Origin of the sequence: Sphingomonas bisphenolicum (assembly GCF_024349785.1) — a bacterium.
In the GTDB taxonomy this organism is placed as follows: Bacteria; Pseudomonadota; Alphaproteobacteria; order Sphingomonadales; family Sphingomonadaceae; genus Sphingobium; species Sphingobium bisphenolicum.
Genome location: NZ_AP018817.1, coordinates 1,517,060 through 1,538,772 on the forward strand (window position 1 = coordinate 1,517,060; position 21,713 = coordinate 1,538,772).

17 protein-coding genes and 1 pseudogene are annotated in these 21,713 nt (G+C 66.5%); 11 read left to right on the forward strand and 7 right to left on the reverse strand.

Going from position 1 to position 21,713, the window contains the following annotated elements:
* Nucleotide 1: 1 nt before the first annotated feature.
* A complete protein-coding gene (locus tag SBA_RS07605; RefSeq protein ID WP_261936422.1) occupies nucleotides 2-1,168 on the reverse strand; it encodes a pyridoxal phosphate-dependent aminotransferase in 1,167 nt (388 codons plus the stop codon).
* A 123-nt stretch (nucleotides 1,169-1,291) separates the two neighbouring features.
* On the reverse strand, nucleotides 1,292-2,452 hold the full coding sequence (locus tag SBA_RS07610; protein WP_261936423.1) for a pyridoxal phosphate-dependent aminotransferase: 1,161 nt from the start codon (nucleotides 2,450-2,452) through the stop codon (nucleotides 1,292-1,294).
* A gap of 161 nt (nucleotides 2,453-2,613) precedes the next feature.
* On the opposite strand from SBA_RS07610, the gene ptsP reads away from it, so the two are divergent.
* From ptsP to SBA_RS07665, 11 genes are all read left to right on the forward strand, one after another.
* Nucleotides 2,614-4,887 carry a phosphoenolpyruvate--protein phosphotransferase gene (ptsP, locus tag SBA_RS07615; protein ID WP_224547211.1) on the forward strand — a complete coding sequence of 758 codons (2,274 nt, stop codon included), beginning with the start codon at nucleotides 2,614-2,616 and terminating at the stop codon, nucleotides 4,885-4,887.
* A gap of 73 nt (nucleotides 4,888-4,960) precedes the next feature.
* Nucleotides 4,961-5,899: a helix-turn-helix domain-containing protein gene (locus SBA_RS07620; protein WP_261936424.1), complete on the forward strand. Its 939-nt coding sequence runs from the start codon at nucleotides 4,961-4,963 to the stop codon at nucleotides 5,897-5,899.
* Between the two features lie 90 nt (nucleotides 5,900-5,989).
* Entirely contained in the window at nucleotides 5,990-6,940 is a 951-nt protein-coding gene (locus SBA_RS07625) for a tol-pal system YbgF family protein (protein ID WP_261936425.1), read from the forward strand.
* Complete coding sequence (gene tilS / locus SBA_RS07630) at nucleotides 6,931-7,896, forward strand: tRNA lysidine(34) synthetase TilS (protein WP_261936426.1); 966 nt, start codon at nucleotides 6,931-6,933, stop codon at nucleotides 7,894-7,896. Before SBA_RS07625 ends, tilS begins: the two co-directional genes overlap by 10 nt.
* A 127-nt stretch (nucleotides 7,897-8,023) precedes the next feature.
* Entirely contained in the window at nucleotides 8,024-8,215 is a 192-nt protein-coding gene (locus SBA_RS07635; RefSeq protein ID WP_224547206.1) for a hypothetical protein, read from the forward strand.
* Nucleotides 8,216-8,314: 99 nt separating this feature from the next.
* Nucleotides 8,315-10,264 (forward strand): ATP-dependent zinc metalloprotease FtsH, encoded by a 1,950-nt coding sequence (gene ftsH, locus SBA_RS07640; RefSeq protein WP_224547417.1) that lies wholly within the window; start codon nucleotides 8,315-8,317, stop codon nucleotides 10,262-10,264.
* 320 nt (nucleotides 10,265-10,584) lie between these two features.
* Nucleotides 10,585-12,042 carry an IMP dehydrogenase gene (gene guaB / locus SBA_RS07645; RefSeq protein ID WP_224547205.1) on the forward strand — a complete coding sequence of 486 codons (1,458 nt, stop codon included), beginning with the start codon at nucleotides 10,585-10,587 and terminating at the stop codon, nucleotides 12,040-12,042.
* A 149-nt stretch (nucleotides 12,043-12,191) separates the two neighbouring features.
* A complete protein-coding gene (locus SBA_RS07650) occupies nucleotides 12,192-13,367 on the forward strand; it encodes an RsmB/NOP family class I SAM-dependent RNA methyltransferase (protein WP_224547204.1) in 1,176 nt (391 codons plus the stop codon).
* Between the two features lie 92 nt (nucleotides 13,368-13,459).
* On the forward strand, nucleotides 13,460-13,978 hold the full coding sequence (locus SBA_RS07655; RefSeq protein ID WP_261936427.1) for a tetratricopeptide repeat protein: 519 nt from the start codon (nucleotides 13,460-13,462) through the stop codon (nucleotides 13,976-13,978).
* A gap of 99 nt (nucleotides 13,979-14,077) precedes the next feature.
* The gene (locus SBA_RS07660) at nucleotides 14,078-15,229 is read left to right on the forward strand and encodes a ribosomal protein uL16 3-hydroxylase (protein WP_261936428.1); all 1,152 of its coding nucleotides are present in this window, start codon (nucleotides 14,078-14,080) and stop codon (nucleotides 15,227-15,229) included.
* Between the two features lie 66 nt (nucleotides 15,230-15,295).
* Nucleotides 15,296-15,427 (forward strand): hypothetical protein, encoded by a 132-nt coding sequence (locus SBA_RS07665; RefSeq protein WP_315975801.1) that lies wholly within the window; start codon nucleotides 15,296-15,298, stop codon nucleotides 15,425-15,427.
* On the opposite strand, the gene SBA_RS07670 is transcribed toward SBA_RS07665, so the two are convergent.
* From SBA_RS07670 to SBA_RS07690, 5 genes and pseudogenes are all read right to left on the reverse strand, one after another.
* A complete protein-coding gene (locus SBA_RS07670; protein WP_261936429.1) occupies nucleotides 15,415-15,966 on the reverse strand; it encodes a pseudouridine synthase in 552 nt (183 codons plus the stop codon). The two genes, SBA_RS07665 and SBA_RS07670, sit on opposite strands and share 13 nt — an antisense overlap.
* Nucleotides 15,967-16,077: 111 nt before the next feature.
* A pseudogene (gene rsmA / locus SBA_RS07675) lies at nucleotides 16,078-16,913 on the reverse strand (16S rRNA (adenine(1518)-N(6)/adenine(1519)-N(6))-dimethyltransferase RsmA).
* Nucleotides 16,906-17,928 carry a 4-hydroxythreonine-4-phosphate dehydrogenase PdxA gene (pdxA, locus tag SBA_RS07680; RefSeq protein WP_261936430.1) on the reverse strand — a complete coding sequence of 341 codons (1,023 nt, stop codon included), beginning with the start codon at nucleotides 17,926-17,928 and terminating at the stop codon, nucleotides 16,906-16,908. Before pdxA ends, rsmA begins: the two are co-directional and overlap by 8 nt.
* Nucleotides 17,906-19,306, reverse strand: coding sequence for a peptidylprolyl isomerase (locus SBA_RS07685; protein ID WP_261936431.1), 1,401 nt, complete (start codon nucleotides 19,304-19,306; stop codon nucleotides 17,906-17,908). Before SBA_RS07685 ends, pdxA begins: the two co-directional genes overlap by 23 nt.
* Nucleotides 19,307-19,391: 85 nt before the next feature.
* On the reverse strand, nucleotides 19,392-21,674 hold the full coding sequence (locus SBA_RS07690) for an LPS-assembly protein LptD (protein ID WP_390902401.1): 2,283 nt from the start codon (nucleotides 21,672-21,674) through the stop codon (nucleotides 19,392-19,394).
* Nucleotides 21,675-21,713 lie beyond the last annotated feature (39 nt).

Sequence of the window (21,713 nt, forward strand, 5' to 3'; positions counted from 1 at the left end):
TTTAGGCCTTGTAGACCTTGTCCACGGCGGCGCGGAACTTGGCCATGTCGTCGGCGCTGCCGACGGTCACGCGCGAAACATTGGGCCAGATGGGCCAGTTGCGGCCGATCTGCACCTTTTCCGGCGACGCCAGAAGCGCGGCCTGCATTTCCTTGGCCGGCTTGTTCCAGTTGACCATGAACATGTTCGCCTGACTGCCGGGCTGTACCTCGATGCCCTTCTTGGTCAGCCATGCGATCGTCTCGTCGCGGTTGGCGATCATTTCGGCGCGGCGCGCCTTGATGAGGGCGGCTTCCTTGTAGACCGCATTGCCGCAGTGCATGGCGGTGATCGCCAGGCCGCCGGCCGAGGGGCCGAACAGCGAAATGCGCTTCTGCACTTCGGGATCGGCGAAGGTCAGGCCAAGGCGCACGCCCGCCATGCCGAACAGCTTCGAGAAGGTCCGCATGACGATGATGTCCTTGCGGGTACCGATCAGCGAGGCGGCGCTGGGGGCTTCGGAGAAGTGGATATAGGCTTCGTCGACCAGCAGCATCGCGTCGGCGGGCTTGTTGTCCAGCAGCCACTTGATGTCGGCCAGCGGGGTGATGGTGCCGGTCGGGTTGTTGGGCGTGCAGATATAATAGAGGCCCGCATTGGGGTTGGCGGCCAGCATCGCCTTGACGTCATGGCCCTTGCCGATCGCCTGGGGCGCCTTGGCAATGGGGGCCTTCATGTAATCGGCGGTGCGCCAGGCGGATTCGAAGGTCGGATCGGCCGTCACCAGGCCCTTGGTGGGCGAGCAATAGGCCGCGACGATGCTGACCAGCGGACCGCCCGAACCGGGCCAGGGCATGACCTGCGCTTCGGGAATACCTTCGACGCCGGCGACGGTCTTGATGAGGTCGCCCTTATAATTGTCGGGGTCGTACCAGTTGCCGAACGAGGCGGCTTCGGCGGCGGCCTGAACGCCCGAGGGGAAGGGCCCGGTCCAGCATTCGTTGGAGCCGATGCGCACTGCGCCCTTGACGCCGCGCGCGGCCTGCTGCTGCGCCATGGCGCTGCCGCCCAGCAGCGAACTGGCGGCGACGCCGGCACCGAGCAGCGCGGCAACCTCACCCAACTGGCGGCGCGAATAGCCGCGCTCGATCATGTCTTCCTTGGCGTCTTTGGTCAGCATCATGGTCATGTCGTCCGTCCCCGTGTGATTTCGGTTTCAAATCTCATGGGGGAAAACGAAAGGGCGGCGCATTTCCACAATGCGCCGCCCTGAGATTTCGTAATTTTTATGCGTTTTTCGGGTCTGCTGCGACTATGCCTTCCAGACCTTGTCGACCGCGGCGTTGAACGCTTCCATTTCCTCCATCGAGCCGACCGACACGCGCGACACGGTGGGCCAGATCGGCCAGTTGCGACCAATCTGCACATTGGCGGCGAGCAGGGCGGCCTGCATCTCCTTGGCGGTCTTCTTGCCCCAGTCGATCATGAACATGTTCGCCTGGCTGCCGGGGATGACCTTGATCCCCTTGGCCTTCAAATGGCTGACCGACTTTTCGCGGGCAGCGACCATTTCGGCGCGGCGGGCCTTGATGAGGGCGGCCTCGCCGACCGAGGCGGTACCGCAGGCGACGGCGGTCATCGGCAACATGCCGGTCACCTGGCCGCCATCATAGCGCATCATCTTTTCCATCAGCGCGGGGCTGGCGAAGGTGAGGCCGAGGCGCATCCCCGCCATGCCGAACAGCTTCGAGAAGGTCCGCAGGATCAGCACGTCGTCGCGCGTGGCGGCGAGCCTGGCGGCATTGGGGCCATCGACCCAGTGGATATAGGCTTCGTCGACGACGAGGATCGCATCCTTGGGCTTGTTGTTCGCCAGCCATTCGATGTCGGCGATCGGCGTGATGGTGCCGGTCGGGTTGTTAGGCGAGCAGATATAATAGACGCCCGCATTGGGATCGGCCGCCAGCATCGCCTTCACGTCATGGGCGAAATCCTTGGTCAGCGGCACTTTCGTCACCTTGGCGCCGAGCCAGTCGCCGGTGCGCCAGATCGCTTCATAGGTGGGGTCGGCGGTGACGATGCCGCGCGTGGGCGAGGCATAGGCGACGGCGACGCGGCTCAGCGGGTCGGACGAGCCGGGCCAGGCGGTGACGCGGTCGGCGGGAATGCCCTCCACCGCGGCGACGGCGTCGAACAATTTCTGATGTTCATTGTCCGGCTCGTAGCGATTACCTTCCTGCACCAGCTTGAAGGCGGCCTGCGCGGCCACCGGGAAAGGGCCGGTCCAGCATTCATTGGCGCCGATGCGCACGGCGCCGGCCACCGCCTTGGCCGCCTGCTGCGCGCCCGCGCCGGTCACGCGGATCGCGGCGGCCCCCGCGCCGAGCAGGGCGGCGACCTTCGCCAACTGGCGGCGCGAATAGCCGCGATCGATCAGATCCTGTTCCATTGCCGGTTCGAGTTGCGTCGCCATGATCCCTGTTCCTCCCTGCACGCCCGTAACGGGCTTCCAGCTTGCTGGACGATTGTACAGAATGTTTCCGCCATGCAAATAAGGTCTGCTCAACAATATTGGCGCGGCGATCATAGGAAACGCCTTGGAAAGCGGGGCTTCAATCTGTTAGCGCTGCTATCATGCCCAGCACACCCGCCGCCGCCGCCCGACAGATTCTCGTCCGCCTGCAGGAGGTGATGGCTGCGCGCAACAGCGCGCAGACCAAGCTGAACAAGGTCGTGGAGATTATCGGCGAGTCGCTGTCGAGCGAGGTCTGCTCCATCTATCTGGTGCGCGAGGGCGTGCTGGAGCTGTTCGCGACCCGCGGCCTGAAACAGGAAGCGGTCCATGTCACCCGCATGGCGATGGGCGAGGGCCTGGTCGGCCTGATCGCCACCAATGTCGAGACGCTGAACCTGGACGAGGCGGCGTCGCATCCCGATTTCTCCTATCGTCCCGAAACCGGCGAAGAACTGTTCCATAGTTTCGCAGGCGTGCCGATCGTACGGCGCGAGCGCGCGATCGGCGTTCTGTGCGTGCAACATGCCGATCCGCGCAAATATGAAGAGGTGGAGATCGAGGCGCTCCAGACCGTCGCCATGGTGATGTCCGAGCTGATCGCGAACGCCGAACTGGCCGATGACGGCCCGGCCGACCAGCGGGTGACAGACACCGGCACGACCATGTTGCACGGGTTGCAACTGGTGATGGGCATGGCGCGCGGCCATGTCGTCTTCCACCAGCCGCGCGTCCATATCGAACATACCGTCGCGGAGGATACCGAGGCGGAGCGGCAGCGCGTGATTTCCGCCTTCACCAAGATGCGCGAGCAGATCGACCGGATGACCGGCGCGGCCGAGTTCGGCATGGAGGGCGAGCATCAGGAGGTGCTCGAAACCTACAAGATGTTCGCCTATGACGAGGGCTGGACGCGGCGCATCAACGAGGCGATCGACAGCGGCCTGACCGCCGAGGCGGCGATCGAGCGGGTGCAGCAGCGCACCCGGATGCGGATGCGGCAGATCGACGATCCGCTGCTGTCCGACCGGATGCACGATCTGGAGGATCTGGCCAACCGCCTGCTGCGGATCGTTTCGGGGCAGTTGGGTACGGCGGCGCAAATGGGGCTGCGGCAGGACGCGATCCTGATCGCGCGCAATCTGGGGCCGGCGGAGCTGCTGGAATATGACCGCCGGCGGCTGAAGGGCGTGATCCTGGAGGAAGGGTCGCTGACCGCGCATGTCACCATCGTCGCGCGCGCCATGGGCGTGCCGGTGCTGGGCCGGGTGCGCGACATCCGCCATCTGGTGAATGAAGGCGACCTGATCCTGATGGACGTCGGGGCCAACACGCTGCTGATTCGCCCGACCGCCGACATGGAAGAGGCGTTCGAAAGCAAGCTGCACGTCACGCAGAAGCGCCGCGCCGAGTTCGTCGCCATGCGCGACCTGCCGTCGGTGACGGCGGACGGGCAGCGGGTCGAACTGATGGTCAATGCCGGGTTGCGCGAGGATGCGCAGGCGCTGGACATGGTGGGCGCGGACGGGATCGGCCTGTTCCGCACCGAATTCCAGTTCCTGGTGTCGGCCACGCTACCGCAGCGCGAGAAGCAGCAGCGGCTCTACAAGGATGTGCTGGACGCGGCGGGAGACAGGCCCGTCATCTTCCGCACCGTCGATATCGGCGGGGACAAGGCGCTGCCCTATATGCAGCGCGACGATGACGAGCATGAGGATAATCCGGCGATGGGCTGGCGCGCGCTGCGGCTGGCGCTGGATCGAGACGCCCTGATGAAGGCGCAGGCGCGCGCGTTGCTGGAGGCGAGTGCGGGCAAGGTGCTGCACGTCATGTTCCCGATGGTGTCGGAACCATGGGAATATGAAGAGGCGCGCGCGCTGGTCGAGCATCAGCGTGAATGGCTGCAGGGGCAGAAGAAGAAGCTGCCGATCGCGGTGCGCTATGGCGCGATGCTGGAGGTGCCGGCGCTGGCCGAGGTGCTGGATATCCTGCTGCCCAAGCTGGATTTCCTGTCGATCGGCACCAACGACCTGACCCAGTTCCTGTTCGCGGCCGACCGGGCGCACCCCAAGCTGGCCGAGCGCTACGACTGGCTGAGCATCGCGATCCTGCGCTTCCTGGACCGGGTGGTGCGGACATGCCACGACTATCAGGTGCCGGTCGGCGTGTGCGGCGAAATGGGCGGGCGCACGCTGGAGGCGCTGGCGCTGATCGGGCTGGGGGTGCGACGGCTGTCGATCACCCCTGCGTCGGTCGGGCCGGTGAAGGCGATGATCCGCGCGATCGATGCGGAGGAATTGCGCGTGCTGATGCGCGAGTTGCTGGACGCCGGGGTCATCGACATTCGCGGGCGACTGACGCAATGGGCGGTCGAACGGAACATCGAACTGAACTGAATGGGCGGACGCGGCGTTGACAACGCCCGTCCCGCAATGAGACAAGGCCGGCCATCACAGGTCGCGGAGCAGCATGGCAGACGAACCAGAACTCGAAACCGGGGCGGAAAGCGCGCCGGAAGCGCAGCCTTCGACCCCCGGCGCCAAGCTACGTGCTGCGCGGGAGGCGCAGGGTCTTTCGATCCAGGACGTCGCGACCCGCACGCGCATCGCCCAGCGCCAGCTTGAAGCGGTCGAGCGCGACGATTATGCGGCCCTGCCGGGCATCCCCTATGCCGTCGGTTTCGCCCGCGCCTATGCTCGCGCGGTCGATCTGGACGAGGTGGCGATCGCGGCCGAGGTGCGCCATGGCGTGCATAATAGCGACATGGGCGCGCGGTACGAGGCGTTCGAGCCGGTCGATCCCGCACGGGTTCCGCCGCGGCGGCTGGCATGGGTGGTGCTGGCGATCGTGATCGTGCTGATCGCGGGCTATACCATCTGGCGGACCCAGTTGATGACGCCGCCGACCGGCGAAGAAATCGCGCAGGAGCAGGCCCAGCCCGCGGCCGAACGTACCCCCGGCGTCGCGCCTGTCGCGCCCGCCGCCCAGCCGGTGGTGTTCACCGCCGTCGACGACGTGTGGCTGCGCATCTATGACGAGGCGGGCGAGCGGTTGAAGGACGGCTTGCTCAAGAAGGGCGAGAGCTTCACGCTGCCGCCGTCCGCCAAGGGACCGATGATCCTGACCGGACGCCCCCAGGCGCTGAGCGTGACCGTAGGGGGCAAGCCGATCGCGCCGCTCGGCGCGGCCGATCGCACCATCGCGGACGTGCCGGTCAGCGCCGAAGCGCTGCTGGCGCGCGGCGCTGCGCCCGTGGCCGGCCCGGCCGTGGCGCCGGCCCGTCCGGCGCCACGCCGGACAGGCGCGGGGCAGGGCGGAACCGGGCGGAGCGAGGCGAGCAGCCCAGCCGTTCCGACGCCTGCGCCGGTTGCACCCGTCGGCGACGGGACCGCTGCACCGCAACCCTGACGGGGGCGGTCGGGCGGACAGGCGACGTCGCGCTTTACCGCGCGAAATATCGCCTTATGGTTAAGCCAGGAATATCAGTCGGGGATCATCATGCGTAACGCCCTTCTTGCGACAACGGCGGCTTTGCTGGCCGTTGCCATGCCTGTCATGGTCCAGCCCGCCGCTGCGCAGAACGCGCCGGTGGAGGTGCGGGTCGACCGGCTGGAAAAGGAAATGCGCGCGGTGCAGCGCAAGGTGTTTCCGGCCGGTACCCCGATCGAGGCGGAGATCAGCCGCCCGGCCACGCCCACGATCGCGCCCGGATCGCCCGCGTCCACCCCGATCGCCGACCTGACCGCGCGGGTCGGCGCGCTGGAATCGCAGCTCGCCTCTATCACGGGCCAGGTGGAGGAGAATAGCTACAAGCTCCGCCAGCTGGAGGAGGCGTTCAACAAATATAAGGCGGAGAATGACGCGCGCATGGCCGAGCCGGCGCCCGTCGCCGTGCCCACGCCCCGGCCGTCCGCATCCGCATCCGTACCGGCAGAGGCCGCGCCGATCGCGGCCCAGCCCCGGCCCGCCGCCGCCAAGCCGGCCCCTGCTGCTGCGCCGCCGGTCGCGAGCGACGCACGCAAGGCCGCCGTCGCGGCGGTGGAGCGGCCCGACACCGGCGATGCCGCCAGCGACGCCTATAATTATGGCTATCGTCTGTGGGACGCCAAATTCTATCCCGAGGCGCAGGGCCAGCTAAAGGCGACGGTCGAGAAATATGGCGCCAGCCCGGTCGCCAGCAAGGCGCAGAACCTGCTTGGCCGCGCCTATCTGGACGATGGCAAGCCGGCGCTCGCGTCGGTCGCCTTCTATGAAAATTACCAGAAGCGCCCGCGCGGCGACCGTGCGGCGGACAGCCTCGCCTATCTGGGCGATGCGCTGATCCAGCTCAAGAAGCCGGCCGATGCGTGCAAGGTCTATCAGGAGCTGGAGCAGGTCTATGGCGGCAGCCTCTCTTCCACCCTGCGCGGCATGATGACTGCAGGCCGCGCCAAGGCGAAGTGCAGCTAAGCAGCGATGCGACCGCGCTGGTAGCGCGGCTGGACGCGGCGACGCGTGCGCTGGTCGGGGACGACCGGGCGGCGCGTTTCGGCGTGGCGGTGTCGGGCGGGCCGGACAGCATGGCTTTGCTGTGGCTGGCCGTGCGCGCCTTTCCGGATCGCGTGGCGGCGGTAACGGTCGATCATCAACTGCGCGCAGAATCGGCAGATGAAGCGGCGATGGTCGCGCGCTGGTGCGCGGATCGGGGTATCGCCCATGCGACGTTGACGCCCGACCGGCCGGTGGCGGGCAATGTTCAGGCCTGGGCGCGGGCGCTGCGCTATCGGTTGATCGAGGCATGGCGGGCCGGGCAAGGGATCGACTGGGTCATGACCGCCCATCATGCCGACGACCAACTGGAAACGATGCTGATGCGCCTTAACCGCGGGTCGGGCGTCGGCGGACTGGCCGGGGTGCGCGCGCGATCGGCATCGGGTGCGGGCCGGGTGATCCGCCCGCTGCTGGGGGTGCGTAAGGCGACGTTGCAGGCGCTGGCCGACGGGGAGGGCCTGCCCCATGTCCATGATCCGTCCAATGCCGATCCGCGCTTCGACCGGGCGGCGCTGCGGACGGCGCTGAGCCAGGCGCCCTGGCTGGATGTCGAGGCGGCGGCGCGCAGCGCGGCGGCGCTGGCGGAGGCGGACATGGCGATCGGGTGGAGCGTGGCGGCATTGGCCGCAGAGCATGTGCGCGCCGACGGGGCGGGGTGGCGGCTGGAACGTACGGACCTGCCGCGCGAATATTTGCGGCGGCTCTTGCTGCTCATGCTGGAGCGGGGCGAGGCGCAGCCGCCGCGCGGCGACAGCCTGGATCGCGCCATGGCGGCCGCAATGGCCGGCGGGCAGGCGAGTATGGGCGACTGGCTATTAAAGGGTGGGACGCAATGGACGCTGCATCCTGCGCCGCCGCGGCGCACGCCGCAATAATCGTTACGGAAAGGTTCCACGGATTGTCGCGCAAGCCCCACGCTTCGCCGATTTGATGCGGTGCAATGACCTTTCTTTAACGGCCGCCATGGCTATCCTGCGGCCTTTATAGCGGGGAATCTGGTGCATGGTGGAATTTGCGGCACTGACCTATGGCCTGTTGGCCAGTGTCATTCTTTCGGCGGCGCAGCGTAATCGCAAGCGCGGGCGGCCGCATTCGCCGTTGCTGCTCTATGTCGGTTATCTGCTGTGCGGCCTGTCGGGCGGGGTGGCGCTGGCGCTGGCCTATGTCGCGCTGACGCTGCTGGGCGTCGCCTGAACCCTGGCGCGCGGCGCGTGAAATAGCGGTCGGGACGGGACTGCGTGCGCTTGCGCTTTTGCCGGCGCGCCCTATCTTGGCCGGTGAAAGCGAGTGATGATGAACGACGAGAAAGACCCGCAGGGCAACCCCTGGATCAAGAGCGCCATGATTTGGGCGGGCGTGATCGTCGCCCTGCTGATGTTCGTGTCGCTGTTCGACAGCCGGACCGCGTCCAGCGCGGGGACCGGCATCGCCTATTCGGAATTCCGGTCCAAGGTGCAGGAAGGCCAGGTCAAGGACGTCGCCATCGCACCGGACAAGATCAGCGGTACATTGTCGGGCGGACAGAAGTTCACCACCATTCCCGTCGCCGATCCGGGCCTGACCAGCCTGCTGGACGATAATGGCGTCAAATATTCGGGCCAGGCGCAGGACCAGCCCAGCTTCTGGCAGATCCTCATCTACCAGTCGCTGCCGTTCCTGCTGATCCTGGGCATCGCCTTCTTCGTGCTGCGCCAGATGCAGAAGGGCGGCGGCGCGGGCGGCGCGATGGGCTTTGGCAAGTCCAAGGCCAAACTGCTGACCGAAAAGCATGGCAAGGTGACGTTTGACGACGTCGCCGGCATCGATGAGGCGCGCGAAGAGCTTCAGGAAATCGTCGAGTTCCTGAAAGACCCGACCAAGTTCGCGCGTCTGGGTGGCAAGATTCCCAAGGGCGCGCTGCTGGTCGGTTCGCCCGGCACCGGCAAGACGCTGCTGGCCCGCGCGATCGCGGGGGAGGCGGGCGTGCCCTTCTTCACCATTTCGGGGTCCGACTTTGTCGAGATGTTCGTGGGCGTCGGCGCGAGCCGTGTGCGCGACATGTTCGAACAGGCCAAGAAGAATGCGCCCTGCATCGTCTTCATCGACGAAATCGACGCGGTCGGCCGCCATCGCGGCGCGGGCCTGGGCAATGGCAATGACGAGCGCGAGCAGACGCTGAACCAGCTTCTGGTCGAGATGGACGGCTTCGAAGCGAACGAAGGCATCATCATCGTTGCGGCGACCAACCGCCCCGACGTGCTGGACCCTGCGCTGCTGCGGCCGGGCCGCTTCGACCGCCAGGTCGTCGTGCCTCGTCCCGACATCGACGGGCGCGAGAAGATCCTGGCCGTGCATATGAAGAAGGTGCCGCTGGCGCCCGACGTCGATCCCCGCGTCATTGCGCGCGGCACGCCGGGCTTTTCCGGCGCGGACCTCGCCAATCTCGTCAACGAAGCGGCGCTGACCGCGGCGCGGCGGGGCAAGCGGCTGGTCGCGATGGACGAATTCGAATCCGCCAAGGACAAGGTCATGATGGGTGCGGAGCGCCGCTCCATGGTCATGACCGACGACGAGAAGAAGATGACCGCCTATCATGAGGCCGGCCATGCCATCGTGTCGGTCCACGAAGCCGCGTCCGACCCGATCCACAAGGCGACGATCATCCCGCGCGGCCGCGCGCTGGGCATGGTGATGCGCCTGCCGGAGCGGGACAGCTACAGCTATCATCGCGACAAGATGCACGCGAACATGGCCGTCGCCATGGGCGGACGCGTCGCCGAGGAGATCATCTTCGGTTACGACAAGGTGTCGAGCGGCGCGTCGGGCGACATCCAGTACGCCACCAAGCTGGCGCGCGACATGGTCACCCAATGGGGCATGTCCGACAAGCTGGGGCCGCTGCAATATGAAGAGCAGCAGGGCGAGACCTTCCTGGGCTATTCGCAGAGCCAGCGCGTCCATATGTCCGACGAGACCGCCAAGCTGATCGACGCGGAAATCCGCGGGCTGGTGGAACAGGGCTATGCCCGCGCGCAGGAACTGCTCAAGGGCCATGAGGACCAGTTGCACCTGCTCGCCAACGCGATGCTGGAATATGAGACGCTGAGCGGCGAGGAAATCCGGGCGCTGCTGGAAAAGGGCGAGATCACCCGCGACGACGGCACGACGATCAAGCCGTCGGTGATCCCGGCGGCGGGCTCCTCCATCCCGCGCATCCGCAAGCGCAAGGGCCCGTTCGGCGAGGCGAGTCCTGCAGGGGCGTAAGGGCTGATCGCAGCGATGTTATAATGAGGGCGCAGCCGGTGGTTGCGCCCTTTTTTGTTGGGCGGTTCAGTGTCCGCAGGCGACAAGAAGCCGATTGTTCCTCCTCCCGCCTAGCGGGCGGGGCATAAGACGCCGCCAGTCCACTATCCACCCACAGCTGACATCTTGCGAGGCTCATCACGGTTCGCCCTTTTCCCCGCAATAAAATCCCCCAAGGGGTCTGGCCGTCCGCGCCCATAGTGGTTACATGGGCCGCCACAAATCCCCCGGAAGCGCTGCCTTTTTCGGCGTCGGTTCCGCAGCAGAAAGTGGCTTTTTCCATGGATATCCGCCTCGGTCTCACCTTTGACGACGTGCTGTTGCAGCCCGGCGAATCCGATGTGCTGCCCAGCCAGGCGGACACGTCGACCTATGTCACGCGCGAGATCAAGCTGAACATCCCGATCCTGTCGTCGGCGATGGACACGGTGACCGAGGCGGACATGGCGATCGTCATGGCGCAACTGGGCGGCATCGGCGTGCTGCACCGGAACATGACCGTCGAGGAACAGGCCGACGCGGTGCGTGCGGTCAAGCGGTTCGAGAGCGGCATGGTCGTCAACCCGATCACCATCCTGCCCACAGCGACCTTGGCCGATGCGCAGATGCTGATGCAACGGCACAGGATCAGCGGCATTCCGGTCGTGGAACAGAGCGGCAAGCTGGTCGGCATCCTGACGCATCGCGACACGCGCTTCGCGGAAAATCCCAAGCAGCCGGTCAGCGAACTGATGACCAAGGATAACCTCGCCACCGTCAAGGTCGGCGTCGGCCAGGAAGAGGCGCAACGGCTGCTGCACCAGCGCCGGATCGAAAAGCTGCTGGTGGTGGACGAGGGCTATCATTGCGTCGGCCTCATCACCGTCAAGGATATCGAGAAGGCGGTCACCTATCCGCAGGCGACCAAGGACGGCACTGGCCGCCTGCGCGTCGCCGCCGCGACGACGGTGGGCGACAAGGGGCTGGAGCGCAGCCGTGCGCTGATCGACGCGGAATGCGACCTGATCGTCATCGACACCGCCCATGGCCATAGCAAGCAGGTGTCCGCTGCCGTCGAAGCGGTAAAAAAGCTGTCCAACCATGTGCAGGTGGTCGCGGGTAACGTCGCCACCGCCGAAGCGACCAAGGCGCTGATCGGCGCGGGCGCGGATTGCGTGAAGGTCGGCATCGGGCCGGGATCGATTTGCACCACGCGCGTGGTCGCGGGCGTGGGCGTGCCGCAGTTGACCGCGGTGATGGATTCGGCCGAGGAAGCCGCCAAGCAGGGCGTGCCGGTGATCGCCGATGGCGGGCTGCGCACGTCGGGCGATCTGGCCAAGGCGCTGGCGGCGGGCGCGGGGTGCGTCATGGTCGGGTCGCTGCTGGCGGGCACGGCGGAAGCGCCGGGCGAGACGTTCCTCTATCAGGGCCGCGCATACAAGAGCTATCGCGGCATGGGCAGCGTCGGCGCGATGGCGCGCGGGTCCGCCGACCGCTATTTCCAGGCGGACATCAAGGACCAGATGAAGCTGGTGCCCGAAGGCATTGAGGGCCAGGTGCCGTTCAAGGGACCGGCCAAGGATGTCATCCACCAGCTGGTCGGCGGCGTGAAGGCGGCGATGGGTTATACCGGCAGCGCCACGATCAAGGATTTGCAGGAACGCGCGCGTTTCGTGCAGATCACCAATGCGGGCCTGTCGGAAAGCCATGTCCATGACGTGACGATTACGCGGGAAGCGCCCAATTATCCGACGCGGTAGGTACTTTCTTAATCCCCCTCCCTTTTAAGGGAGGGGCTAGGGGTGCGTGGCGAGCGTAGCGAGCTTCAACCGCCTCAAGGTTGCAAGCGCCGCTTGCGCGGCGCACCCACCCAAGTCCCCTCCCTTGAAAGGGAGGGGGGAAGAATGGCATGACCCCCTCCGCCAGAATTCAGGCCGCGATCGATCTGCTCGACGCCATCATCGCATCCGCGCGCGATGGCGGGCCGGCGGCCGATACGCTGATCGCGCGCTATTTCAAGGAACGGCGCTATGCCGGGTCGCGGGATCGGCGGGCGGTGCGCGACCATGTCTATGATGCCATCCGCCGGGCGGCCGAGCGGCCGGAGACGGGACGCGAGGCGATGATCGGGCTGGCGCTGGAGCGGCCGGAGGTCGCTGCGCTGTTCGACGGATCGACCCATGCGCCGCTGCCGATAGAGCCGGGCGAGATGGGCGCGGAAGCCGGTGCGGTGCCGCGCTGGCTGCAACCGTTGCTGGCGGACAAGGTGGAACAGGACGCGCTGCTGGGCCGTGCGCCGGTGGATGTGCGCGTGAACCGGCTGAAAGCGACGCCGCCGGATGTCGCGCCTTTGCTGCCCGACGCGACGCCGATCGCTGGCCTGCCCGACGGACTGCGCCTGCCCGAAGGCTTTCCGGTCGAGCAGCAGGCGGCATGGAAGGATGGGCTGGTCGAGGTGCAGGACGCCGGCAGCCAGTGGATCGCGGCAGCGTGTGCCGTGCAACCGGGCATGACGGTGATCGATCTATGTGCGGGGGCCGGCGGCAAGACGCTGGCGCTGGCGGCAGCGATGGGCGGGCGGGGTAATTTGATCGCCGCCGATACGATCCGGTCACGGCTGGCGCGGCTGGAACCGCGCGCGGCGCGGGCGGGGGCGACCTTCATCGAGACGCTGCTGCTGGACCAGAGCCATGAGGCGCGGGGGCTGGAGAGCCTGAACGGACAGGTGGACGTCGTACTGGTCGATGCGCCCTGTTCGGGTACCGGCACCTGGCGGCGCAACCCGGAGGCGCGCTGGCGGTTGACGCAGCCACGGCTGGACCGGCTGGTCGCGGAACAGGCCCGCATCCTCGATTTCGCAGCGTCGTTGCTGGCGCCGGGCGGGGCGCTGGTCTATGCCACCTGCGCACTGACCGAGCGGGAAGGGCGCGGCCAGGTCGATGCCTTTCTGGCGCGCCATGCCGGATGGACGGCGGAACCGATCGCCCTGCCCGTCGGCCGGGCGCATGGCGCCGGGTTGCTGCTGACGCCGGGGCATGACGGCAGCGACGGCTTCTTCTTTGCGCGGCTGCGCCGGGAGGCGTGAAACAGGCCATGGACAAGCGCCCGCAAAATCGCGACACTTGGGGCGTGGGCTATGGGCCGAAATCAACGCCTGAAACATGGCTGGAGACATTAATGCGTTTTACCCCCGCCTCGATCGCGCTCGCCGTCGTCCTGACCACCGTGTCGAGCGTCGGGCTGAGCCAGAAGCCGGACAGCCAGATCAGCCCGCAGTCGATCGAATGGCAGAAGGCGGGCGAGGCCGCGCACAAGGCCGGCAATCTGGAAGGCGCGACCGATGCGCTGGAAAGCGCGCTGGCGATCGATCCGCGCAACCGCGCCGCCTTCATCGAACTGGCGGAGGTCGCGCGCGCGCAGGGGCTGCAGGGCAAGGCGATCCGCCTCTACAAGGAAGCGCTGCTGCTCGATCCCACCGACGTCGCCGCACTGACCGGGCAGGGCGAAGCGATGGTGGAAAAAGGGGCGATCGCCAAGGCGAAGGATGTGCTCGCGCAGGCGCAGGCCCTGTGCAAGGGCGACTGCGCGCCGGTCGGCAAGCTGGCCGCGGCGATCCAGAAAGGGCCGCCCGCCGTCGCGATGACGACCAAGGAAGCAGTGACCGTGCCCAAGGAAGCGCCGACCGAAACGCCCTGAATATGATGGCTATTCGCCGCGTGCTTTGACTTCGTCGGCATCGCACGGCAAGGCCGGTAGGCGGGCGCATGAGGCGGATCGCTGAAACGCGGGCAGCCCATGCACTTCACAGATTTCGACGCCGACCTGTTCCTGCGCGACTATTGGCAGAAGAGGCCGCTGCTGATCCGCAATCCGTGGGCGGGATGGGCCAATCCGCTCGATCCGGACGAACTGGCGGGTTTGGCCTGCGAGGAAGGCGTCGAGTCGCGGCTGATCGGCCAGGGCGACGGGCGCTGGATGGTCGAACATGGGCCGCTGCCCGAAGACCGGTTCGGCGCGATGGGCCGCAGCCCCTGGACGTTGCTGGTGCAGGCGGTGGACATGCATGTGCCGGCAGTCGCCGCGCTGGTGGCGCCGTTCCGCTTCATCCCCAACTGGCGGATCGACGACGTGATGGTCAGCTACGCCACCGATGGCGGCGGCGTGGGGGCGCATTACGATCAATATGACGTGTTCCTGATCCAGGGGCTGGGCCGGCGGCGCTGGCAGGTGGGCGGGCGGTGCGACGCCGATACGCCGCTGATGCTGCATGAGGATCTGCGCCTGCTGGCCGATTTCCAGCCCGAAGCCGAATGGGTGCTGGAGCCGGGCGATATCCTCTATGTGCCGCCGGGCGTCGCGCATAATGGCGTGGCCGTGGGCGACGATTGCATGACCTATTCGGTCGGCTTCCGCGCGCCGTCGCGCAGCGAGCTGGTCGAGCAATTTTGCGCCCATGTCGTCGGCGGCATGGAGGATGACGACCGCTATGCTGACCCGGACCTGACGATGCAGAGCAATCCGGGCGAGATCGGCGCGGCGGCGCTGGCCCGGTTGCAGGCGATGGTGGCGGAGGCTTTGAACGACCGCGCCGCCTTTGCGCGGTGGTTCGGGGAGTATAATAGCGAGCGTAAATATCCCGAACTAGACTTCCGGCCCGACGAGCCGATCGCGGTCGAGGATGTGCGCGAACTGGTGGAGGAGGGCGTCGCGCTGTGCCGCAATCCGGCGAGCCGCTTCGCCTTCGTGGCGCAGGAGGCGGGTTCGATGGCACTGTTCGTGGATGGCGAGAGCCATGATTGCAGCGGCGATGTTGCGGCGCTGGCCCGGCAGATTTGCGCGACGGACAGCGTCGTGATCGATCCGGGGCTGATCGGGTCCGACGCAGCGATGGAACTGGTGGTGACGCTCTACAATGAGGGCAGCGTCAGCTTCCTGCCCGAGGACTGAGCGATCCGTACGCGCCTGAGCATCTGTGCGCGCAAGAGGCGGTTCGGCTCGCAGGAGGCGGCCCTGGTGGCGGCGTTGGAGGGGAGCGTGCCGCTGCGTTTCTATCGCTGCGACCGGTGCGGCCAATATCATCTGACCAGCCGGACCAAGGGCAAGCGGGTGTTGCTAACCCCCGGTGAGGATGATCAGCCGACCTGAACCTCGCGCCATTCGCCCGGTTGCAAGCCATCGAGCGTCCAGTCACCGATGCGCCAGCGGACGAGGCGCAGAGTGGGATGGCCGACCGCCGCGGTCATGCGGCGGACCTGGCGGTTGCGGCCTTCGCGGATGGTAAGGCTGATCCAGCAGTCGGGAATGGCCTTGCGCACACGGATCGGCGGATTGCGGGGCCAAAAGCCCGGATCGTCGATCCGTTCGACATCGGCCGGACGGGTGAGGCCGTCCTTGAGGTCCACGCCGCGGCGAAGCGTGGCCAGCGCGGCATCTGTGACGTCGCCCTCGACCTGCGCCAGATAGGTTTTCGCGGTCTTATATTTGGGGTCGGCGATGCGCGATTGCAGCCGGCCGTCATCGGTCAGCAGCAAAAGCCCCTCGCTATCGCGGTCCAGCCGACCGGCGGGGTAGACGCCCGGCACGGCGATGCAGTCGGACAGGGTTGCGCGCGCCGTATCTGTGCCGCGATCCGTGAACTGGGACAGCATGTCATAGGGCTTGTTGAACAGGATGAGGCGGGACATCGGGTTTCCAGACCAGAAGATAGCCGTTCGTTTCGAGCATAGTCGAGAAACGCTGGCACGGCGCTATCGGCTTGTCGACTATGCTCGAAGCGAACGAATGAGGGCTATTATTTAACGGCTCAATATCCGGGCGATTGCCACGAATTCCTCTACGCCAACGGTTTCGGCGCGACGTTGCGGATCGATGCCGAGGCTGTCCAGCGCTTCGAGCGCACCGGGCAGACCTTTCAGGCTCTGGCGCAGCATCTTGCGGCGCTGGCCGAAGGCGGCGGCGGTGAGGCGTTCGAGATATTTGAGCTGCACCCCTTCGGGCGCCGGCTTGGGGGTGATGTGGACCACGGCCGACATCACCTTGGGCGGGGGGTGAAGGCGCTGCGATGCACTTTCATCGCGATCTTCGCGTCGCTGCGCCACTGGGACAGGACGGCAAGGCGGCCATAATGATCGGAGCCGGCCTTGGCGACGATGCGCTCGGCGACTTCCATCTGGAACATCAGCGTCAGGCTGGACCACCACGGCAGTGGCGCCCATTGCGCCGACAGCCAGCCGACGAGCAAAGGCGTGCCGACATTATAGGGGAGATTGGCGATGATATGGGCGCCGTCACCCGCCTCGGCATGGGCGTCGGTCGCCATCGCGTCGCCGGAAATGACGCGGAGCTGGCCGGGAAAGGCCTCCTCCAGTTCGGCGAGCGCGGGCAGGCAGCGTCGGTCGCGCTCGACCGCGACCAGTTTTGCCCCCGCGCGCAAGATGGCGCGGGTGAGGCCGCCGGGACCGGGGCCGACTTCGAACGCGGGCGCGTCCCGGAGCGGGCCGGGGATGGCGGCGATCCGGTCGAGCAGTTGCTCGTCGAGCAGGAAATTCTGGCCCAGCGCCTTGCTGGCGGCAAGGCCATGGCGCGCGATCACGTCACGAAGAGGCGGCAATGCGGGGCGCGTGTCAGCCATGGGCGAGGCGGGCGCGGGCGGCTTCGGCCGCCATCTTGAGCGCGGCCATCATCGCGCCGGGATTGGCGCTGTCGGTGCCGGCGATGCCGAAGGCGGTGCCATGGTCGGGCGATGTGCGCACGATCGGCAGGCCCAGCGTGATGTTGACGCCTTCGTCGAAATAGAGCGTCTTGATCGGGATCAGCGCCTGGTCGTGATACATGCAGAGCGCGGCGTCATAGGCTTCGCGGGCGCGGGCATGGAACATGCCGTCGGCGGCGAGCGGACCGACAATGTCGAGGCCGTCTTCGCGGAGCAGATCGATGGCGGGACGGATCACGTCGATCTCTTCCCGGCCCAGCGCGCCATTTTCGCCGGCATGGGGGTTGAGCCCCGCCACGGCGAGGCGCGGGCGAGCGATGCCGAAATTGCGCTGCAATCCCTTGGCGGTGGTCAGCGCACGCGCGCGGATCAGGTCGATGGTCAGCACCGACGGTACGTCGGCCAGCGGAATATGGATGGTGATCGGCACGACTTTCAGCGACGGTCCGGCCAGCATCATCACCGCATTGTGGGGGGACACGCCGCAGCGTTCGGCCACGAATTCGGTCTGGCCCGGATGGGTGAAGCCGACGCCGTAGAGCTGTTCCTTGCCTACCGGCGCGGTCACGATTCCGGCGGCCGATCCCTGTCTGGCCAGCCCGACCGCCACTTCGAGCGCCTGGAAGGCGGTGCGGGCGCCGTCGATGCTGGGGCTGCCCGGCACGATTTCGCCCGCGTCGGCGACCTGAAGGCAGGGCAAGGCCGTGCCGAACGCGCCGGCAGCCTCTTCAGGCGCGCCGATGATCGCGATCGGTCCCAGCCATACTGCGCGGAGCGACGCGGCGTCGCCCACCGCGAAGAAGGGCGGCAGGCCGCGCGCTTCGCGCATCACCCAGCTTTTCGCGACGATCTCCGGCCCGATCCCGGCGGGATCGCCGAGCGACACCGCAAAGGGTGCGAGAGGCGCGGCGTCAATTATATTCGATGACCGCATCGCGACGAAGGTCACGCAGATAGATGCGTGCGCGCTTGTTGACCCGTTCTTCCTCAAGCTGGGCCTGGATCTGTTCGGCATTGGGGGCATTGGCCGACGCCGGATCGTCGCGGCCGCAGACCACCAGCACGCGGACGCCGTCGGTGATCGAACCGAAGGGCGGGGTCGATTCGCCCACTTGCAGGTTCATGAGGATGTCCTGCAACTGCGGCGGCAGGTCGCGCACCTTCACATTATCGTTATCGACGACGTCGGCGCCGATCTTTCCGCCGATCTCATTGGCTTGGCCGCAGCCCTTGATCTCCTTGACGGCGGCGGCGAATGTGGCGGCTTTGGCGCTGGCCTGATCCTTCGTCGTACCCTGGGGGAAGAGCACGGAGAGCTGTTTCAGGCTGAGCAGCGAATCGCGCGGATCGGCGGTCAGCACCTTGCGCTTGTCCATGACATAGACGAGCGACAGGCCGCCCGCGACGTCGATCGGGCCGGCGATCTGGCCGACCTGCATCTCCGCTGCGGCCTGCGCCAGTTCGGGCGGCAACTGGGCGGGGCGAACCCAGCCCAGATCGCCGCCGACCGCCGCGGTCGACGCTTCGGAAAATTGCCGGGCATAGGCCGGGAAGCTGCCGCCCTTTTGTATCTGTTCGATGATGTTGCGCGCGTTGGCGACGATCTGGGCGTGATTTTCCGGTGTCGCCGACAGATAGATTTCGCCGATGCGATATTCGTCGCTGCCCTTGGCGGCGTTGAGGCGATCGACCACCGACTTCACTTCGTCTTCCGACACGTTGACGAAGGGCTGGATGTTGCGGCGGAGCAGGCGGCTCCAGGCGAGTTCGCCCTCGATCTGGCGCTTGATGCTGGCCGGGGCGCTGCCTTTTTCGCGCAGATAGCCGTCGAACTGGGTCGGCGACTGGCGGAAATTGGCCGCGACGCGCTCATAGCTCTGCTGCACTTCGGCCGGATCGACCTTGATGTCGTTGGCGGCGGCTTCCTGGATCTGGAGCGTTTCGTCGATCAGGTTGCGCAGCACCTGTACGCGCAGACGCTCCTTTTCCGCCTCTTCCACCTTGCCGCCATTGGCGGTGATGATGAGGGCGAGGCGCTGGTCGATGTCCGTCCCGGTGATGATCCGGCCGTTGACGATCGCCGTCGCCTTGCGGACATTGGGGTCGCTCTTGCCGAAGAGCGTGACGTCCTTGGGCAGGTTGAGCTGCTGCGTCGCGACGTCGCTGCCGTCATCGACCGTCTGGGCGAGAAGGGGCTGGACGCCGGTGCCGAGCAGCGCCGAAGACAGGAGCAGGGTGCGAAGACCCGAACGGACGCCATGCATCATGCGGTTGGGAAACATGCGGTTGGGCGAGGAAGCGACAGGCAGCATTGTCGGCAAAAATCTCCAATACGAACCGGCGCGTGATGCGCTGGTCCGCCTTAACCAGTCCTGACGGTAGGCGGGAGCCTGTTCCTTATATGCCAATATTGCGGAAAGCTAGCCGTAGCTGGAAGCCATTGCCCTTTCGCGCGTCGCCATTGGCCTGATAGTCGCGGCGCCAGGTGATGCCGAGCGTCAGGCAGTCGTCCTCATAAGCGATGCCGAGGCGGTGACGGACCGGCTCATAGCCGTCCGAGACGCTGAGCGGATCTTCCTTCGCATCGGTCAGGTCGATGACGGTCGAGCCGAACACCGACCAGAAGCGTGCGAACTGAACCCGGCCGCCCAGGCGCAGTTCCTCGCGATCCTGCAAATCCTCCAGCCCCGACGCCACGTCGCGGTTGAGCCGCAGATAGCCGACCATCGCATAGGTCTTCTTACTGCCAACGGTCGCGTCGATCTCGTTGCGGCGAACGGAAAGATTGTCCTTGTCCACGCGGAAGCGGTGGGTGAGGGCGACGAAATCCTTGTAGCGGACGGTGGTGCGGCCGACGATGTCCGACGTGCGGTCGGACAGGCCAGTGCCGTCGGGCAGGATCGCGGGGCGATTGTCGATCCGGTAGCTCTGGCCGACGATGCTTTCGAGCGAGAAGTCCGGCAGCGCCAGGCTATATTCCAGGCCATAGGTGATGCGAGTCGAATCCTCGAACCGGTCATAGCCCGCGAAGCGATTGAGCGCGAAGAGGTTGCTATCCTCCAGATCGACGGCGCGCGCGTCTTCATTGGGCAGCGACAGGTTGGCCAGATGCGGCGCGGCGACGATCTGGACCCTCGGGGCGATGCGCTGGACGCCGCCAAAGGCTTCGCCGACGAAGGGCCAGCGCATATCCACCGCAGCGGCGGCGATGCCGCGCGCCTGCCAGCCGGGATCGCCGGCATAGCTCACGACCGAGGTCAGGGCGTTGTCGCTGCTGTGATAGACGTCGCCGCGCAGATAGCCGGTGAAGGTGACTTCCTGCCCCAGCCCGGTCAGCGTGCGCAGGTTCCATTCCGCCGCGGCGAAGGCGCGCTGCGTGTCCTGGCCGCTGGTGCGGGTGATGGCGAGCGTGTTGGCCTGCAACTGGAGCACGCCGCCCAGCAGCGGGTCTTTCAGCCGCAGGCGATAGTCGATGACCGGCAGCGCGATCGGCGTCTGCCCTTGCGAATCGCCTTGGCGCAGGGTCTGCACCGCCCAGCCGCGAATCGAGAAATAGCTGTTTTCGCCGATCCGCTGCGCGCCGAGCGTCGAACGCAGACGGTCGTCGCGGCTGATATCGTAGCGACGCAGGAAGGTGCGATCGGTGGCGAAGCGGAGCGACCCGTCGAGGCTCCATTCGGGCGACAGCTGCATCTTGCCGCTGGCGTCGAGATAGCCGCGAATATCCTTTTCGGCTGTCGCCGGGGTCGTCCCCGTGCTGCTGTCGCTGGTCGCGACGCGGCTGCCATGGGTGATGTAGCCGGTGACCTGATAGGCGCCGCGATCGTAGAGGTGGCGGTAATTGGCCTCCAGCATCGGCAACGTATCGGTATAGACATGCGGCGTGATGGTAATGTCGCGATTGGGCGCCAGCTTGAAATAATAGGGCAGCGCCACTTCGAAGCCGTTATTGCGGTCATAGCGCAGATTGGGCATCAACAGGCCGCTGCTGCCGCCATCGCCGACCGGATGCGACAGGCCGGGCAACGGGATCAGCGGCAGGCCGAACAGCTCGATATTGGCGTTCTTGTAGGTGACGCGCTGGCGCGTCGGGTCGTAGATGACCCGGATGGCGTTGATCTGCCAGGTAGGTTCCTTGGGACAGCCATGGCTGTCCTCCACCGCGCAGCCGGTATAGGTGGCGCGATTGAGCGTGTAGACCCCGTTGGCGCGCGTGCCCTTCACCGACGCCAGGCGGCCGCCCGACTGGAGCACCAGCAGCATATTGTCGACCGCGCCGTCCTTGAGCGTATCGGTGACGTCGAAGCGGTCGCCATAGGCGATATTGCCTTCGGGATCGATGACCGAGACATTGCCGATCGCCTCCACCTTGCCGCTGTTGCGGTCCCATATGACCTTGTCGGCGCGCAGGCGGTTGCCGTCGCGCAGCAACTGGACATTGCCGTTGGCGGTCACGACTTCGCTGTTGCTGTCATATTGCAGCGCGTCGGCGGCAAAGCCGATCTGGTCGTCATTCTCCGGCATCGGCGCGTCGGGCGCGCTGATGGGCGTAGCGGGCTCGTTGAGCTGCTGCGCCAGTGCCGCGGGCGCCAGCAGGAAAGCGGGCAGCGTCGCGCCAGCCAGCAGGGCATTGCGAACGGACGAAGGGAACGGGACGGTTTGCAAGCGGTGGGGCCTCATCAACGGGGCGCATCTTGCCGTCCCGCCTATCGCACTGAT